This window comes from Streptomyces smaragdinus, from assembly GCF_009604385.1.
GTDB lineage: Bacteria > Actinomycetota > Actinomycetes > Streptomycetales > Streptomycetaceae > Streptomyces > Streptomyces smaragdinus.
The window spans coordinates 1-13,822 of sequence record NZ_WEGJ01000019.1 but is presented as its reverse complement, the minus strand read 5'-3'; the positions used below and the strand labels follow the sequence as shown (position 1 = coordinate 13,822).

Genomic DNA, 13,822 nt, shown 5'->3' with positions numbered 1-13,822 from the left:
CGATACCGGCCGAACCCCGTACATGCTGGCGATCACTGGAGAGGAGGGGCAGCATGGTCGTCATGTCCGTACGCAAGCCGCAGTACATGCAGATGCATGTGGAGGAGTTCGAACAGCTCGCCGACGCCGCTCCCGAGTCCGTGAGGCTCGAGTTCATCAACGGACGGATCGGGGTCAAGGCGGTGCCGGACGGAGATCACGACTCGATCGTCATCTGGCTGGCCAAGCGGTGTATGCGGGCCAGGCCGGAGCTGGACATGTATCTGGAGCGAGGGCTGGCCGTGGAGGGATACCGAACCGGGCGGGCCAGACCGGACAGTGTCCTCGTCCCGGAGGCGCACTTCGCCGGGAACGGCGAATGGAGCGATCCCGAGGGCGTGCTGATGGCGGTCGAGGTCACGTCGCACGACCGGGACTCGCACCAGCGGGACTGCCGCGAGAAGCCCGTCGCGTACGCGGAAGTCGGGATTCCTGTATACCTGTTGATCGACCGGCGTTCCGGAACGATCAGCGTCTACCGAAACCCCGGTGAAGACCGGTACCGAGACGTGCACACCGTGTCCTTCGGAGAACGGATCGTGCTTCCGGAGCCCGTGAACATTGAGCTGGACACCACCGTCCTCAAGAACTACGTCTCCTGACCGCCTGGCCCGAACCCTCGGCTCCCGCGTACCGTCGCCCCCATGGCCGACCTCCCCTTCCGCCCCTGGGACCCCGACTTCGTCGCCGACCCCTACCCCGCCTTCGCGGAGCTGCGGGCGCGGGGGCGGGCGCTGTGGTTCGAGCCGACGCGGCAGTGGCTCGTCCCCCACCACGCCGACGTCAGCGCCCTGCTGCGGGACCGGCGGCTCGGGCGGACGTACCTCCACCGCTTCGGCCACGAGGAGTTCGGCCGGACCCCGCCGCCCCCCGAGCACGAGCCGTTCCACACGCTCAACGACCACGGCATGCTCGACCTCGAGCCCCCGGACCACACCCGGATCCGGCGCCTCGTCAGCAAGGCGTTCACGCCCAGGACCGTGGAGCGGCTGACGCCCACCGTGCGGCGCATCGCCGATGAGCTGGTCGCGGAGCTGGTACGGGATGGCGGCGGCGATCTGCACGCCATGGTCGCCGAGCCCCTGCCCGTCGCCGTCATCGCCGAGATGCTCGGCATCCCGGACGGGGACCGGCACCTGCTGCGGCCGTGGTCCGCGGACATCTGCGGGATGTACGAGCTGAACCCCTCGGCGGAGACAGCCGCCAGGGCCGTCCGGGCGTCGGAGGAGTTCTCCGCCTATCTGCGCGAGCTGATCGGTGAGCGGCGGAAGAACCCGGGCGAGGACCTGATCAGCGGGCTCATCGCCGCGTACGACGAAGGGGAGCGGCTGAACGAGCAGGAGATGATCTCCACCTGCGTCCTCCTCCTCAACGCCGGCCACGAGGCCACCGTCAACACCACCTCCGGCGGCTGGTGGACCCTCTTCAAGCACCCCGACCAGCTGGCCGCCCTCCGCGCCGACCCCGCGCTGCTCCCCACCGCCGTGGAGGAGCTGCTGCGCTACGACACCCCCCTCCAGCTCTTCGAGCGCTGGGTCCTCGACGACATCGAGATCGACGGCGTCGTCCTCCCCCGCGGGTCCGAGATCGCCTGCCTCATGGGCTCCGCCAACCGCGACCCCGCCGCCTTCGCCGACCCCGACGCCCTGGACCTGGCCCGTACGGACAACCCCCACGTCAGCTTCAGCGCCGGCATCCACTACTGCCTCGGCGCCCCCCTCGCCCGGATCGAACTCCAGGCGTCCTTCGGGGCGCTGCTGCGCGAGGCCCCGACGCTGGAACTCGCGTCGGAGCCTCGGCACGCCGGGGGATTCGTCATCCGGGGACCGGCGGAACTGCTCGTACGGCTGTGACCTACTTCGTCTCCAGGTCCCGGCGGTTGAAGCCCACCAGGCCCGCCCAGATCAGCAGCCCGGCGACCAGCGTCAGCAGCAGCAGCGGCGTCCAGGACATGTCCTCGGCCGGCAGCTGCGGGACATGCCCGAACGGGGAGAGGTTGTTCGTCCAGTCGGGGAACTGCAGGATCTGGCCCAGATAGCCCACGACGAACGCGTACACCGGCACCAGCCACGCCGCCGCCGTCGCCCGCGGCAGCCAGCCGAACAGCAGCACCGCGACCCCGACCGTCACCCACAGCGCGGGCGCGAAGGCCAGCGCGGCGCCGGTGAGCTTCAGCACCATGCCGCCGTCGCCGGTCGACCCGGCCCCCGCGATCCCGAAGCCCAGCCCGGCGAGCAGCAGCGTCGCCGTACCGCCCGCGGCGGCGACCACGATGTGGCTGCCCAGCCAGCGGGTCCGGGACAGGCCCGTGGCCAGCAGCGGCTCGGCGCGGCCCGCGGTCTCCTCGGCGCGCGCTCGCAGGGCGGCCATCACCACGTACACCGCGGACACGATCGCGATCACGATCATCACGATCGAGGCGAACGACTCGGCGACGGTGGCGCCGCCGAGCTCCTCGAGCGCCTCCTGGATCTCCTTGACGTCGCCGACCATGTCCTCCGCGTCGGCGATGATCGACCCGTACATCACGCCGAGGACGAACGTCGCGATCCCGAAGCCGATGAACAGCCCGCGGTGCAGCCGCACCGCGAAGCCCAGCGGCGAGGTCAGCGCCCGCGAGCCCGTGCCCGCGCCGCGCTTGTCGGGGCGCAGGCCCGCGCCGACGTCGCGGCGCAGCGACAGCCGGAAGCCGGCGTACGCGAGGGCGGCGGCCACGGCGAGGGTGAGCAGGACCGGCAGCCAGTTGTTGTCGACGTAGACGTACGTCCGCTGCACCCAGCCGATCGGCGAGAGCCACGACAGCACGCCGTTGCCGACGTCGCCGGCGGCACGCAGTCCGTACGCCGCGCCGACGACGGCCATCGCCATCCCGGACGCGCCCCGGGAGTGGGCGGTGAACTGCACGGTGACGGCCGCGACGGCGGCGAAGAACATGCCGATCGCGAAGTGCGCCACCGCGTACAGCAGCGACCCGGGGACGTCGATGCCCTCGGCGCTGTTGCCGGCCAGGCCGGCGAAGAGCAGCAGGGCGTGGGCGGCGTTGGCGATGCCGGTCACCGCGAGGGCGGCGGCCAGATGGGCGTGCCGGCCGACGACGGTGGAGCGGACCAGCTCGGCGCGGCCCGTCTCCTCCTCGGCGCGGGTGTACCGGGTGACGAACAGGACGCTCATGATGCCCACCATGACGGCGGTGAAGCCGAGCATCTGGTGGCCGAGCATGGCGCCGATGTTGTAGTCGTCGAGGTAGTGCCGCGGTCCGGTCATGGCCAGGGCCGCGGGGCTGTCCATGCTCCTGACCAGCTTCTCCACGTCCTCGGGCGTCCCGTACGACGCGGTGAAGCTGCCGATGGTGGAGACGGTGCCGACGAAGAGCGCGAGTACCCAGACCGGGATCCGGATGCGGTCCCGCCGCAGGTTGAACCGGATCAGCGTCCGGGTGCCGGCGAAGGCGCCGGGGCGGTGGGAGTCGTCCCGGGCCGCGGCCGTCCGGGGCGCCGAGGTGACGGTGGTCATCGGTCCGCCGCCTCGTCCTCGCGGTGGCCGTTGGCGGCGAGCTCGTCGCCGTAGTGGCGGAGCATGAGCTCCTCCAGCGTCGGCGGGTGCGCGATGAGGCTGCGTACGCCGGACGCGCCGAGCAGCTTGACGGCGCCGTCGAGCTGCGCGCCGTCGACCGCGAAGTGCACCCGGTTCCCGTCGGTACGCACGGTGTGGACGCCGGGCAGGTCGGCGAGGCCCGGGACGGGGCGCTCGGTCTCGGCCTCGACGGTCGTACGGGTGAGGTGGCGCATCTCGGAGAGCGAGCCGGACTGCACGATCTTCCCGAGGCGGATGATGCTCACCCGGTCGGCGAGCTTCTCCACCTGGGCCAGGATGTGGCTGGAGAGCAGGACGGTCTTGCCGGCGGCCTTCGCCTGGTCGATGACGTCCTGGAAGACGACCTCCATCAGCGGGTCGAGGCCGGCCGTCGGCTCGTCCAGCAACAGCAGCTCGGCGTCGGAGGCCAGGGCGGCGACGATGGCGACCTTCTGCCGGTTGCCCTTGGAGTAGGCGCGGCCCTTCTTCGTCGGGTCCAGGTCGAACCGCTCGATCAGCTCGTCGCGGCGGGCCTTGTCGATGCCGCCGCGCAGCCGGGAGAGCAGGTCGATGGACTCGCCGCCGGTGAGGCCCGGCCACAGCTCGACGTCGCCCGGTACGTACGCCAGGCGGCGGTGGAGTGCGACCGCGTCGTGCCAGGGGTCGCCGCCGAGCACCTGGGCGGTGCCGGAGTCGGCGCGCAGCAGGCCGAGCAGGACGCGGATGGTGGTGGACTTGCCGGCGCCGTTCGGGCCCAGGAAGCCGTGCACCTCTCCCGTCTCGACATCGAGGTCGAGGCCGTCGAGTGCGCGGGTCCGGCCGAAGGACTTGGTGAGGCCGGCGACGGTGATCGCTTTGGTCATGTCCTTCAACGTACGCTCCTTTCACAAATTTGTGAAGTTAAAGAAGCGTTAGAATCCTGGAGCAGGAAGCGGCGCGGGAAGGACAATGGGCCCATGAGCGAGGTCGAGCGGCAGCGGTTCGTCGAACGGTTCGCGGCGGAGCTGACCGACGCGGGGATGCAGCGGATGGCGTCGCGGATCTTCGCCGCCCTGCTGTCCTCGCCGGCCGGCGCGCTGACGGCCGCCGAGCTGGGCGAACAGCTGTCGGTCAGCCCGGCGGCGGTGTCCGGGGCGGTGCGGTATCTGTCGCAGGTGGGCCTGGTCGGCCGGGAGAGCGAGCCGGGCAGCCGGCGGGAGCGGTACCAGGTGCGTGCCGACCAGTGGTTCGAGAGCTTCGGCTCCCGGGAGGTCGTCCTCAAGCGGTGGGACGGCGTGCTCGCCGACGGGATCCGGGCGGTCGGCCCGGACTCCCCCGCCGGGCACCGGATCGCCGAGGCGCGGCACTTCTTCGCGTTCCTCCAGGGGGAGCTGGGCACCCTGATGGACCGGTGGCTCCAGCGGCGCGCGGAGCTGGTGGCCGAGGGCAAGCTCTGACGGCTCACCGGCTGTCCATGATCAGGCCGGTCAGCGCGTCCACGTACACCTGATGCGTACGACCGCCCTCGCCACGGATCTCCACGCTCCAGTGCAGCCGCCGTCCGCTGTCCCACTGGGCGTCCAGCGACGCCTCGTCCGCGCGGCCCGGCACGGCCTGCACCGCCGTGTCGACGGCGTCCGCCAGGGTTACCTTCGCCTGCCGGGCCAGGGCGGCGTCCGTACGGTCGTCCTCGTCGTGCTCGGTGCGTTCCCGTACGACCTTCCCGTTGCCGGCGTCGACCGTGACCTGGTGCCAGTCGCCGTCGGGGGCCAGCACCCCGACCTCCCAGACGAGGCTGCCCTGCTCGCTCTCCAGCGTGGCCTCCGTGGCGGCGCCCGCCACGCGGTCCACGGCCGCCTTCGCGGCGGCGGTGATGTCCGTCCGCGCGGCGGCGGCGCGCTGCGTCCCCTCCTGGTCGGCGGTGGCGGAGACCTCCCCCAGCTCGTGCGTCCGAACGGATGACAGCGCGACGGTCTCCACCGGCGGCGAGTCGCTCTCGGCGAGGACGTTTCCCAGCGCGGCGCCCCCGCCGAACAGGGCCACGGCGCCCACCAGCGTCGTGGCCGCCTTGAGGCGCCGGTGGTTGCGCCGTATGTCGCTCATGCGTCCACGATCACCCGCCGGCGCCCCCCGCGCTCACCGGGGCAGCGTCAGCCGCCACGCCCCCGGATGCGCCGTCCACGTCCGCGTCCGTACGGGCCCGCCGACCACCGCGTCCGCCCGGTAGCGGAAGTCGGCCCCGGACACCCGCACGCTGCGCGCCGTCGCCCGCACCGGCTCCCCGCCGCCCGCGACCAGCACCTCCGCCAGGCCGTCGGCCTCGCCGGGGGAGACGCGCACCTGCGACACGGGGGAGTCGAGGTCGGCCAGCACCACGCCGTCCGCCTCCACCCGCAGCCGCGCCGTGGGGGCCGCCCCGTCCGCCTCGCAGCCCCCGTCGCCCCGCCGCAGCCGCGCCCGCTCGCGCAGCCGGGGCCAGCGCCGCGCCGGCACCGGGTGCGCGGGCCGCCCCGGCTCCGGGGCGAACGCCGGGATCCGCAGCCCGCCGAGGACCACGCCCCCGGAGTCGTCCGTGAGCAGCCCCTGGCTCTTCTCGACCCCGTCCAGCGCCGCCCGCGCCGCCGCCACGGTGTCCTGCGGCACCCCGAGGCGCCGGGTCAGCGTCAGGTTCGCCGCGGCCCCGACGGGCACCACGGACAGCGCCGCCTCGCCGAGCGCCCGCTCCCGGTGGAGCAGCCGTACGGTGCGCAGCAGCGCCAGGTCGTCGCCGATCAGCACCGGCCGCTTGGCCCCCCGATGGGCGAACGCCCGCTCGAGCTCGGAGGGGTCCTCGGGGTAGCAGATCTTGGTCGCCGCCCCCGCGCTGAGCACGTCTTTCGCGATCCGTACGGACTCCGCGTCCGTACGCCGTGCGGCCGGGTCCACCACCACGAGCAGCGACACAGCTGACACTGCGGGCCTTTCCTCAGGTAATATCTCGGTGCAAGAGCCCCTTGCGCACAGACGCCAGGGGCTTCGTCTATTCCGGGGCGCGGTCCAGCCCGGCCACGGTGGTCCTCAAGGCGCGAGGGAGCGCGGGGAGCCCCCGCCAACGTTGGACATGCCCCGCCCGGAAGGGGTGTACGCCTGTGCCCGCACTTGTGCTGCTCGGCGCTCAGTGGGGTGACGAGGGCAAGGGGAAGGCCACCGACCTGCTCGGCGGCTCCGTCGACTACGTCGTCCGCTATCAGGGGGGCAACAACGCCGGTCACACGGTGGTCGTCGGCGACCAGAAATACGCGCTGCACCTGCTCCCCTCGGGAATCCTCTCGCCGGGCTGCACGCCGGTCATCGGCAACGGCGTCGTCGTCGACCCGTCGGTCCTGTTCTCCGAGCTGAGCGGGCTGAACGACCGCGGTGTGGACACGTCCAAGCTGCTCATCAGCGGCAACGCCCACCTGATCACGCCGTACCACACCACGCTCGACAAGGTCACCGAGCGCTTCCTGGGCACGCGCAAGATCGGCACCACCGGCCGCGGCATCGGCCCGGCCTACGCCGACAAGATCAACCGGGTCGGCATCCGGGTCCAGGACCTGTTCGACGAATCGATCCTGCGGCAGAAGGCCGAGGCCGCGCTCGACTTCAAGAACCAGGTCCTCGCCAAGCTCTACAACCGCCGCGCCATCGCCGTCGACCAGGTCGTCGAGGAGCTGCTGGGCTACGCGGACAAGCTGCGCCCGTACGTCGCCGACACCACGCTGCTGCTGAACGACGCCATCGACGCGGGCAAGGTCGTCCTCTTCGAGGGCGGCCAGGGCACGCTGCTCGACGTGGACCACGGCACGTACCCCTTCGTCACCTCGTCCAACCCGACCGCGGGCGGTGCCTGCACGGGCGCGGGGGTCGGTCCCACGAAGATCAACCGAGTGATCGGCATCCTCAAGGCCTACACAACGCGTGTGGGCGCCGGACCGTTCCCGACGGAGCTGCTCGACGAGGACGGCGACAAGCTGCGCACCATCGGCGGCGAACGCGGTGTGACCACGGGCCGCGACCGCCGCTGCGGCTGGTTCGACGCGGTCATCGCCCGTTACGCCACCCGGGTGAACGGCCTCACGGACTTCTTCCTCACCAAGCTCGACGTCCTCACCGGCTGGGAGCGGATCCCGGTCTGTGTGGCGTACGAGATCGACGGCCGCCGGGTCGAGGAACTCCCGTACAGCCAGACCGACTTCCATCACGCGACGCCGGTGTACGAGTACCTCCCCGGGTGGACGGAGGACATCTCCAAGGCGAAGACCTTCGCGGACCTGCCGAAGAACGCGCAGGCGTACGTGAAGGCGCTGGAGGAGATGTCGGGCGCGCCGATCTCCGCGATCGGGGTGGGTCCGGGGCGGGACGAGACGATCGAGATCAACTCGTTCCTCTGATTTTTCCCGGGGGATAACCCCCGGACCCCCAGCCGGACAAACAGTCGGGGCGCCCGGTACGTACCGGGCGCCCTCAGCTGAAGACGATCATCGACCCCTGCGCCAGACTCCGCGTCGCCGCCGCGTGCAGCCCCAGCCACACGTGCCGCTCCCGGCCGAAGGGTCCCTCCTCGTACCGGACGGACGCCGGCTCGCCCAGCTCCGTCGGGCCCGGGGGCGCGGGCGGCGGCGGGGGCGGGTTGTCGGGGTCCAGGCCGAGGGCCGGGGCGATCGCGACCAGCTCGCGCAGCAGGCCCTGCGAGGAGCCCAGCGGGCCGCCCTCCGCCAGCAGCTCGTCGTTGCTCAGCGGCGCCGGGAAGTCCAGCGGCACGTACGCGCCCGCGTGGTCGAAGTGCCACACCAGATGCGACTGGCGCGCCGTGGACTCGAACATCTCCAGCAGCTGCTCGTAGTCCGACCCCAGCTCCCCGACGGGGGTCACCTCCAGCCCGCACAGCCGCAGCAGATACGCCCGGCGCAGGAAGTGCAGCGCGTCGTAGTCGAAGCCCGCGACCGGCGCCACGTCGCCGGACAGCCCCGGCATGTAGCTGTGCACCGGCACGGGCGGCAGGCCGGCGTCGCCCAGGGCCTTGTCGTACCGGGCGAGATCCTCCGCGAACGGGTTGTCGGGGCTCGAGCAGAGCACGTCGACGAGGGGAACGAGCCACAGGTCACAGGCCAAGGAAGGCTCCTATCCGGGAAATCCGGGATCGGCGTCCGGTGCCGTGCCAGCGTAGTCGTCCCCGGCTTCGGCGGCGGTGGTGAGGCGCTCGATCAGGGCCAGGGAGTGCTCGTTGTGCGTGCGGATGATCGACTCCGCGGCGGCCGTGTCCCGTTGCTCGATGGCGTCCACCAACGCCCCCTGGCTCTGCCAGAACACGGACGTCAGATCCGGCCGGTCCCGCAGCAGGGGCACCGCGAACACCCAGCAGCGCACCCGGATGCCGTGCAGGAACTCCGACAGATACGGATTCCCCGCCAGCCGGCCGATCTCCCGCCAGAAGCGCAGGTCGTAGTGGACGAGGACGTCCAGGTCACCGGCCTTCGCCGCCCGCTCGGCCTCCTCCCCGCGGCGGCGCATCGCGGCCACCGCCGCCGGCGTCGCGGCGTGCGGGATGCCCTGGCAGGAGGAGCGGAAGATGCCCTCGAACACCACCGCCCGCGCCTGCACCATCGTCCGGAAGTCGTCGGCGGTGAACGAGTGCACCGCGTACCCCCGGTGCTCCTCGACGTCCAGCAGCCCCTGCCCGGCGAGGTCCACCAGCGCCTCGCGGACCGGGGTGGCGGAGACGCCGTACTGCTCGGCGAGCTGCTTGACCGTGATGTTCTGCCCGGGGGCCAGCCGTCCGGCGAGGATCTCGTCCCGGAGGGCGTCGGCGAGCTGCGAGCGCAGGGTGTCGCGGCGGACGATGGACGACATAGGGGGGTGCTCCTCCGGAGGGTGACGCTCCACCACCTTAGGGCCTGGGTCCGACAGGTCCCGCCGTTCCGGCCCCGGGTAACGGGGCTGCTACGGCCTTTCCCGGCACCGGCGCGCTGTCGGCGGCGGCCGGTAGTCTGGCGACCGGCAGATCGCGAGGGGGAGCGCTCACCATGGAACAGTTGGGCCCCGACGACCCCGGGCGGGTGGGTGCCTACCGGCTGCTCGGCCGGCTGGGCGAGGGTGGCATGGGCCGGGTCTATCTGGCCCGGTCGGAGCGCGGCCGTACGGTCGCGGTGAAGCTCGTGCGCGAGGAGCTGGCCCGGGAGCCCGAGTTCCGCCGCCGGTTCGCGGCCGAGGTCAGCGCGGCGCAGCGGGTGGGCGGCGAGTGGACGGCCCCGGTGCTGGACGCCGACACGACGGCGGCGACGCCCTGGGTGGCCACGGGATATGTGGCGGGACCCTCGCTGTACGACGTGGTGTCGCGGGAGTTCGGCCCGCTGCCCGAGACCAGCGCGCTGTCCCTGGCCGCCGGTCTGGTGCGGGCGCTGGAGGCGATCCACGGCGCGGGGCTGGTGCACCGCGACCTCAAGCCGTCCAACATCCTCGTCACCATCGACGGCCCCAGGGTCATCGACTTCGGCATCGCCCGCGCCCTGGACTCGGTGTCCACCGGCGCCGGCGGGATGACGCACACGGGCGCGGTGATCGGCTCGCCCGGGTTCATGTCGCCGGAGCAGGTCCGCGGCGAGCGGGTGGGCCCGGCGTCCGACGTGTTCTGCCTGGGCTCGGTGCTGGCGTTCGCGGCGACCGGCCGGATGCCGTTCGGCACGCAGGAGAGCGGGGCGCACGCGCTGCTGTTCCGCATCGCGCAGGAGGAGCCCGACCTCACGGGCCTGCAGGGCCGGCTGCTGGAGCTCGTACGCGACTGCCTGGCCAAGGAGGCCGACCAGCGGCCGACGATCGCGGAGCTGCTGCGCACGACGGCCCCCGAGGCGGAGGCGGCCGCCGCCGGCCGGCCCTGGCTGCCGGGGGAGCTGCTGGCGCATCTGGGCCGCCGCGCGGTGCAGTTGCTGGACGCCGAGTCCCCGACGACGACGCGCACCCCGATGCCCCGCACCCAGGCCGCCGCCGCGCAGCCGGCCGCCGCCGCGTCCGGCGGAGGCCCGGTGCCGTACGTGCCGGTGGGGCCGCAGACCCCGCCGCACACGCCACCGCATCAGGGGCCCCCGACGCCGCAGTCCTACGGGACGGCGCCGTACGCCGGGCAGCAGCCCGGCTGGCAGACGCCGCCGCCCGTGTACGGCGTGGTGAACCGGCCGCAGGTGGCGCTGCCGCTGCGCGGGCTGGCCACGACGACGTCGATTCTGCTGGGGCTGTGCGGGCTGATCCAGCTCGCGGAGCTGCTGTACTTCATGATCACGTACGGGCAGCTGGAGGACCTCTATCTCTCCGGCGAGTGGTACGACCGGGTGGAGACGTACGACACCTTCCTGGCCCTGGGCTTCTTCTCGTTCCTGGCGACGATCGTGGTGTTCCCGATCTGGTTCCACCGCGCCCGGTGCAACGCGGAGGCGTTCGCGCCCGGACAGCTGCGGATGGGCACGGGGATGGCCGGCGGGAGCTGGTTCATACCCGTGGTGTGGTGGTGGTTCCCCAAGCAGATAGCCAACGACATCGTGCGGGTCACCGCACCGCCGCCGGCGGCGCGGGCGATCCTGAACGCGTGGTGGTGGGCGTGGGTCGTGACGCTCGCCTGCTGGCTGTTCAACTGGGAGCTGTGGGAGGACGGCAGCAGCGTGGACGCGGCCGAGCAGGCGCTGGCGGTCAACATGTTCGCGGACTTCGCGACGGTGCTGTCGGCGGGGCTCGGGGTGGTGCTCGTACAGCGGCTGACGACGCTGCAGGAGAAGCGGATGGGGCTGCGGTAGTTCTCAGCGCGGCGGCTCCGGCGGGCGCTGGCGGGGCATCGTCGGGCGCATGCCCGGCGGGGGGAAGGGGAAGTGCGACGGGCCGCCCGGCTCCGGGACGGGGGCCCAGGCCAGCGACTGTGTCATCAGCGGCGCCGGGCCCGCGCGGAACGCGAGCATCCAGTCCGCCGTCTCCGCCCGCACCAGCTCCGTCACATCCTCCGTGAAGCGCCGCAGCACCGCCAGGCTCCGGTCGGCGGCCTCCGCCGCGGTCCCCTGGGAGGGCCCCAGCACCTCGCGGATGTTCTCGGTCGCCCAGTCGAACTGCAGGGCCTCCAGCCTCCGCTGCACAGCCTGCGCGGTCGCCACATCCCGCATCCATCCCGCCGTGAACCCGTAGTACCGGTCGACCGCCAGACACCCGGCGGCGACCAGCAGCGCCACAAACCCCCAGGGGGCGGCATCCGGCCAGCCCCCCGCCCCGTCGACCAGGGGCAGCACGGCCCCCAGCGCTCCCGCCGCCCCGGCCGCCACCCGCAGCACGCGCGCGGTGCGGCGCTTGCGCCGCCGGTCACCCAGATACCAGGCGACCGTACGCAGCGCCCGGTCCTCCACCCACGCGTACACCTCGTCCAGCCGCTGGACGGGCTCGCCCCAGTCCCCCCGGGGGAAAGGCCGCCCGAGCAGATCGCGTCCGGCCTCCGGGGACGTACCCGGGCTCTCCTCCGACACGGTTGGGCTCCCTTGTGACATCGGGTGATGGTGCGATTGGCGTTCCGTTCCTACCGCCGTGGAGCCGATCCGGGGAGACCCGGGACGGATAATTAGCCCGAACGGGGTGCATAGCACTTTTATCGGATCTGGCTACGGTGTGGTCGTGTGCGTCCGGGGCGTGTGTGACCAGCCGATAGGCTCAGCCCCGTGAAGATTCTGGTCATCGGCGGTGGCGCCCGCGAACACGCCCTGTGCCACGCACTCGCATCGGACCCTGAGGTCACCGGTCTGCACTGCGCCCCCGGCAACGCGGGCATCGCGGCCGACGCCACGCTGCACCCGGTCGACGCGCTGGACGGCGCCGCGGTCGCGGCCCTGGCGAAGTCGCTGGACGCGGACCTGGTCGTGGTGGGTCCCGAGGCCCCGCTGGTCGCGGGCGTCGCGGACGCGGTACGGGACGCCGGCATCCCGGTCTTCGGGCCGGGGCGGGAGGCGGCCCGGCTGGAGGGGTCGAAGGCGTTCGCCAAGGACGTGATGGCGGCGGCGTCGGTCCCGACCGCACGGTCGTACGTGTGTACGACGCCGGCGGAGGTCGACGAGGCGCTGGACGCCTTCGGGGCGCCGTACGTGGTGAAGGACGACGGGCTGGCGGCGGGGAAGGGCGTGGTCGTCACGTCGTCCCTCGCGGAGGCCCGCGCCCACGCGGCGGCGTGTTCGCGGGTGGTCATCGAGGAGTACCTGGACGGGCCGGAGGTCAGCCTGTTCGCGGTGACGGACGGCGAGACAGTGGTGCCGCTGACGCCGGCGCAGGACTTCAAGCGGGCGTACGACGGGGACGAGGGCCCCAACACGGGCGGGATGGGCGCGTACAGCCCGCTGCCGTGGGCGGACCCCGGCCTGGTGGACGAGGTGAAGCGGACGGTGCTGCAGCCGACGGTGGACGAACTCCGCCGCCGCGGCACGCCGTTCTCGGGCCTGCTGTACGCGGGCCTGGCGCTGACGTCGCGCGGCGTGCGGGTGATCGAGTTCAACGCGCGGTTCGGGGACCCCGAGACGCAGGTGGTCCTGGCCCGGCTGGAGACTCCCCTGGCGGGGCTGCTGTACGCGGCGGCCACGGGGACGCTTTCGTCCTTCGAGCCGCTGCGGTGGAGTGCGGGGGCGGCGGTGACGGTGGTGATCGCGTCGGCCGGGTATCCGGCTGCGCCGCGGACGGGGGATGAGATCACGGGGCTGGGTTCGGATTCTCCGTCGGCGTATGTGCTGCATGCGGGGACGCGGGTTGACGCCGGGCGGGTTGTGTCGGCGGGGGGGCGTGTGCTGTCGGTGGTGGGGGTGGGGGCTGACCTCGCGGAGGCGCGCTCGCGGGCGTATGGGGCTGTTGCCGGGATTGGGTTGGAGGGGTCGCATTACCGGGGGGATATCGCGGCGGCTGCGTCGGGGGCGTAGGTCCCTCGGGGCGGGCGTCGGGGGTGCGGCGCAGCGCCGCCGGCTGCCCGCGCCTGCGGCGCGGGGCGGGTTGCCCACCCACGGCCGCCCGTTTCGGGGTGATGGGGTGGGCGTAGCCGGCTGGGGTGCGGGCGCTGCGCGGGGGCGGTTCTGCTTCCGGGGGATTTTGGCGGCGTCGGCCGCCGGCTCCCCGCGCCTGGCGGCGCGGGGCGGTTTGCCCACCCACATGCCGCCCGTTTCGGGGCGGCGGGGCTGGCGTAGCCGGCGGCGGGGGGGCTGTTGTACGAGAC

General features: G+C 72.8%; 13 protein-coding genes. 6 read left to right on the top strand and 7 right to left on the bottom strand.

Features of this window, described 5'->3' with window-relative positions:
• The first annotated feature begins 62 nt into the window (after positions 1-62).
• Together SRB5_RS21760 and SRB5_RS21755 are read left to right on the top strand one after the other, a co-directional pair.
• Entirely contained in the window at positions 63-641 is a 579-nt protein-coding gene (locus SRB5_RS21760; protein WP_153454793.1) for a Uma2 family endonuclease, read from the top strand.
• Between the two features lie 42 nt (positions 642-683).
• The gene (locus SRB5_RS21755) at positions 684-1,892 is read left to right on the top strand and encodes a cytochrome P450 (protein ID WP_153454622.1); all 1,209 of its coding nucleotides are present in this window, start codon (positions 684-686) and stop codon (positions 1,890-1,892) included.
• 1 nt (position 1,893) lies between these two features.
• On the opposite strand, the gene SRB5_RS21750 is transcribed toward SRB5_RS21755, so the two are convergent.
• Together SRB5_RS21750 and SRB5_RS21745 are read right to left on the bottom strand one after the other, a co-directional pair.
• Complete coding sequence (locus tag SRB5_RS21750) at positions 1,894-3,552, bottom strand: ABC transporter permease (protein WP_153454620.1); 1,659 nt, start codon at positions 3,550-3,552, stop codon at positions 1,894-1,896.
• On the bottom strand, positions 3,549-4,475 hold the full coding sequence (locus SRB5_RS21745) for an ABC transporter ATP-binding protein (RefSeq protein ID WP_153454618.1): 927 nt from the start codon (positions 4,473-4,475) through the stop codon (positions 3,549-3,551). Before SRB5_RS21745 ends, SRB5_RS21750 begins: the two co-directional genes overlap by 4 nt.
• 93 nt (positions 4,476-4,568) lie before the next feature.
• Here SRB5_RS21745 and SRB5_RS21740 point away from each other — a divergent pair, with 93 nt between their 5' ends.
• Complete coding sequence (locus SRB5_RS21740; RefSeq protein ID WP_153454616.1) at positions 4,569-5,048, top strand: GbsR/MarR family transcriptional regulator; 480 nt, start codon at positions 4,569-4,571, stop codon at positions 5,046-5,048.
• 4 nt (positions 5,049-5,052) lie between these two features.
• Here the strand turns inward: SRB5_RS21740 and SRB5_RS21735 are convergent, their stop codons facing one another.
• Positions 5,053-5,694, bottom strand: a complete 642-nt coding sequence (locus SRB5_RS21735; protein WP_153454614.1) for a PepSY domain-containing protein — start codon at positions 5,692-5,694, stop codon at positions 5,053-5,055.
• Between the two features lie 33 nt (positions 5,695-5,727).
• Positions 5,728-6,567: a diacylglycerol kinase gene (locus SRB5_RS21730; protein ID WP_407703953.1), complete on the bottom strand. Its 840-nt coding sequence runs from the start codon at positions 6,565-6,567 to the stop codon at positions 5,728-5,730.
• A 152-nt stretch (positions 6,568-6,719) separates the two neighbouring features.
• On the opposite strand from SRB5_RS21730, the gene SRB5_RS21725 reads away from it, so the two are divergent.
• Positions 6,720-8,003 carry an adenylosuccinate synthase gene (locus tag SRB5_RS21725; protein WP_323378266.1) on the top strand — a complete coding sequence of 428 codons (1,284 nt, stop codon included), beginning with the start codon at positions 6,720-6,722 and terminating at the stop codon, positions 8,001-8,003.
• 73 nt (positions 8,004-8,076) lie between these two features.
• Here the strand turns inward: SRB5_RS21725 and SRB5_RS21720 are convergent, their stop codons facing one another.
• Together SRB5_RS21720 and SRB5_RS21715 are read right to left on the bottom strand one after the other, a co-directional pair.
• Positions 8,077-8,724 (bottom strand): hypothetical protein, encoded by a 648-nt coding sequence (locus SRB5_RS21720; RefSeq protein ID WP_153454612.1) that lies wholly within the window; start codon positions 8,722-8,724, stop codon positions 8,077-8,079.
• A 9-nt stretch (positions 8,725-8,733) separates the two neighbouring features.
• A complete protein-coding gene (locus SRB5_RS21715; RefSeq protein WP_153454610.1) occupies positions 8,734-9,462 on the bottom strand; it encodes a GntR family transcriptional regulator in 729 nt (242 codons plus the stop codon).
• Between the two features lie 173 nt (positions 9,463-9,635).
• Here SRB5_RS21715 and SRB5_RS21710 point away from each other — a divergent pair, with 173 nt between their 5' ends.
• A complete protein-coding gene (locus tag SRB5_RS21710; RefSeq protein WP_153454608.1) occupies positions 9,636-11,393 on the top strand; it encodes a protein kinase domain-containing protein in 1,758 nt (585 codons plus the stop codon).
• 3 nt (positions 11,394-11,396) lie between these two features.
• On the opposite strand, the gene SRB5_RS21705 is transcribed toward SRB5_RS21710, so the two are convergent.
• Positions 11,397-12,125: an SLATT domain-containing protein gene (locus SRB5_RS21705; protein WP_153454606.1), complete on the bottom strand. Its 729-nt coding sequence runs from the start codon at positions 12,123-12,125 to the stop codon at positions 11,397-11,399.
• Positions 12,126-12,293: 168 nt separating this feature from the next.
• Here SRB5_RS21705 and purD point away from each other — a divergent pair, with 168 nt between their 5' ends.
• Positions 12,294-13,532 carry a phosphoribosylamine--glycine ligase gene (purD, locus tag SRB5_RS21700; RefSeq protein ID WP_323378264.1) on the top strand — a complete coding sequence of 413 codons (1,239 nt, stop codon included), beginning with the start codon at positions 12,294-12,296 and terminating at the stop codon, positions 13,530-13,532.
• The last annotated feature ends 290 nt before the right edge of the window (positions 13,533-13,822 follow it).

Coding starts and splice junctions, on each gene's coding strand:
- SRB5_RS21705 (WP_153454606.1), bottom strand. CDS start 12,125: ATGTCACAAGGGAGCCCAACCGTGTCGGAGGAGAGCCCGGGTACGTCC.
- SRB5_RS21735 (WP_153454614.1), bottom strand. CDS start 5,694: ATGAGCGACATACGGCGCAACCACCGGCGCCTCAAGGCGGCCACGACG.
- SRB5_RS21760 (WP_153454793.1), top strand. CDS start 63: ATGTCCGTACGCAAGCCGCAGTACATGCAGATGCATGTGGAGGAGTTC.
- SRB5_RS21710 (WP_153454608.1), top strand. CDS start 9,636: ATGGAACAGTTGGGCCCCGACGACCCCGGGCGGGTGGGTGCCTACCGG.
- SRB5_RS21745 (WP_153454618.1), bottom strand. CDS start 4,475: ATGACCAAAGCGATCACCGTCGCCGGCCTCACCAAGTCCTTCGGCCGG.
- SRB5_RS21715 (WP_153454610.1), bottom strand. CDS start 9,462: ATGTCGTCCATCGTCCGCCGCGACACCCTGCGCTCGCAGCTCGCCGAC.
- SRB5_RS21740 (WP_153454616.1), top strand. CDS start 4,569: ATGAGCGAGGTCGAGCGGCAGCGGTTCGTCGAACGGTTCGCGGCGGAG.
- SRB5_RS21750 (WP_153454620.1), bottom strand. CDS start 3,552: ATGACCACCGTCACCTCGGCGCCCCGGACGGCCGCGGCCCGGGACGAC.
- SRB5_RS21755 (WP_153454622.1), top strand. CDS start 684: ATGGCCGACCTCCCCTTCCGCCCCTGGGACCCCGACTTCGTCGCCGAC.